The sequence below is a fragment of the Amycolatopsis rhizosphaerae genome, assembly GCF_007713715.1.
GTDB lineage: Bacteria > Actinomycetota > Actinomycetes > Mycobacteriales > Pseudonocardiaceae > Amycolatopsis_E > Amycolatopsis_E rhizosphaerae.
The window spans coordinates 1-2416 of sequence record NZ_VJWX01000728.1 but is presented as its reverse complement, the minus strand read 5'-3'; the positions used below and the strand labels follow the sequence as shown (position 1 = coordinate 2416).

2 protein-coding genes and 1 pseudogene are annotated in these 2416 nt (G+C 69.3%); all 3 read right to left on the bottom strand.

The window, feature by feature from the left end; all coding sequences use genetic code 11:
• Positions 1 to 257 (bottom strand): annotated as a pseudogene (locus tag FNH05_RS36110) (hypothetical protein); the annotation flags it as partial.
• A complete protein-coding gene (locus FNH05_RS36105) occupies positions 254 to 1141 on the bottom strand; it encodes an AAA family ATPase (protein WP_144593327.1) in 888 nt (295 codons plus the stop codon). The pseudogene FNH05_RS36110 and the gene FNH05_RS36105, both read right to left, overlap by 4 nt.
• Positions 1142 to 1251: 110 nt before the next feature.
• Positions 1252 to 2416 (bottom strand): zinc-dependent alcohol dehydrogenase (locus FNH05_RS36100; protein ID WP_246128148.1); only part of this gene is annotated, 1165 nt, incomplete at its 5' end.

Genomic DNA, 2416 nt, shown 5'->3' with positions numbered 1-2416 from the left:
TCTCCGGACTCCTCGCGGGTCTCGGAACTGCCCACCGCGAACGGAAAGAACAGATCGAACAGCGCGTCGAAGGTGCTCCGCTGCCCGGACCGGCGCAGCAGGGTCGCGGCCAGCGCCGAGCGCAGCTGTTCCCGGTCGGCCAGGCCCAGCACCGCCACCGCGGCCGCGGCGTCCACCGTCTCCCCCGGGCCCACCGCGATCCCGTGCTCGCGCAGCGCGCCCACGAACTCCACCAGCCGGTGCGGCAGCCCGGTCACGACGAGGCCCGGTCCAGCAGCCGGTCCAGCCGCAACTCGGCGGCGGCCTTGCGGTGATCGGCCTGGTACTTGAGGATCACGCCGAGGCTGGCCTCGACCACGCTCTCGTCGAGCGTGTCCGCGCCCAGCGCCAGCAGCGTGCGCGCCCAGTCGACCGATTCCGCGATCGACGGCGCCTTGCGCAGCTCCATCGAACGCAGCGCGCCCACCACCCGCACCAGCGAATCCGCGAGCTTCGCGTCCAGGCCGGGCACCTTGAGCGTCACGATGTCGCGTTCCAGCTCGGGGGGCGGGAAATCCAGGTGCAGGAACAGGCACCGCCGCTTCAGCGCCTCCGACAGCTCCCGTGTCGCGTTGGAGGTCAGCAACACGAACGGGCGGCGGGTGGCGGTGATCGTGCCGAGTTCGGGCACCGTGACCTGGAAGTCGCCGAGGACCTCCAGCAACAGGCCCTCCACCTCCACGTCGGCCTTGTCCGCCTCGTCGATCAGCAGCACCGTGGGATCCGGATTGCGGATCGCCTTGAGCAGCGGCCGGGCCAGCAGGAACTCCTCGCTGAACACCTGATCCCGCGCTTCCTCCCAGGCCTCGTCACGCCCCGCCGTGATGCGCAGCAACTGCTTGGCGTGGTTCCACTCGTACAGCGCCCGCGCCTCGTCGATGCCCTCGTAGCACTGGAGGCGGATCAGCTCGCTGCCGGTCACCTGCGCCAGCGCCCTGGCCAGCTCGGTCTTGCCGACCCCGGCGGGTCCCTCGACCAGCAGCGGCTTGCCAAGGCGGTCCGCGAGGAACACCGTGGTCGCCACCGGGGTGGAGGCGAGGTAACCGGCCCCGGCGAGGCGCTCCACGACCTCGTCGACCGAACCGAACAGCGGTTCCTGCATCCACGCCTCCCTGGAGTCCGCAACCGTCCCATTGTCGACGGCCGGTGCGCGAACGGGCCAGGGCGTGCGCAACATCACTCCCCCCGCGATGCCGCAGGGACACCCCGGTGTCAGGGGGTGAGCACGATCTTTTCGCAGTTGTCCTTCTTGTCGCGGAACATCTTGTAGGCCTTGGGCGCCTGGTCGAGCTTCATCCGGTGGGTGATCACGAAACTCGGGTCGATCTCGCCCGCCCGGATCCAGCGCAGCAGCGGTTCGAGATAACGGTGCACGTGGCACTGCCCGGCGCGCATCCGCAGGGAACGGTTCATGAACGAACCCATCGGGAACTTGTCCACCAGGCCGCCGTAGACGCCGATCACCGACACCACCCCGCCGTTGCCGCAGGCCATGATCGCCTCGCGCAGCGCGTGCGGGCGGTCGGTTTCGGTGGCCATGGCCTGTTTGGTTCGGTCGTAGGCGTGCAGCGGCCCGATGTCGATGTGCGCCTCCATGCCGACCGAGTCGATGCACGCGTTGGGCCCGCGCCCGGCGGTCAGTTCGTCGAGCGCGTCGAGCACCGGGGTTTCCTCGTAGTTGATCACGTCTGTGGCGCCGGCCTTCTCCCGCGCCATGTCCAGCCGGTACGGGTACCGGTCGATCGCGATGACCCGTTCCGCGCCGAGCAGGCGTGCGCTCGCGATGGCGAACTGGCCGACCGGGCCCGCGCCCCACACCGCGACCACGTCACCGGGGGTGATGTCGCACATTTCGGCGCCCATGTACCCGGTGGGCAGGATGTCGGACAGGAACAGCACCTTCTCGTCCGGAATACCGTCCTCGATCCTGATGGGGCCGAAGTCGGCGAACGGCACCCGCGCGTATTCGGCCTGCCCGCCGGGATAACCGCCGAGCATGTGCGAGTAGCCGAAGATCCCGCAGGGCGAGTGCCCCATCAGTTTCTCGGCCATCGCCGCGTTGGGATTGGAGTTCTCGCACACCGACGTCAGGCCCTGCTGGCAGGCCGTGCAGTGCCCGCAGGCGATGGGGAACGGCACGACCACGCGGTCACCGGGCTTGAGCCGCGTCACCGACCGGCCGGTCTCGACCACCTCGCCCATGAACTCGTGGCCGAGGATGTCCCCGCGCCGCATCGTGGGGATGAACCCGTCGTAGAGGTGCAGGTCCGAACCGCAGATCGCGGTCGAGGTGATCTTCACGATCGCGTCGCCGGAGTTGAGGATCTTCGGGTCGGGCACGTTCTGGACCTTGACGTGGCCCTTGCCCATCCAGGTG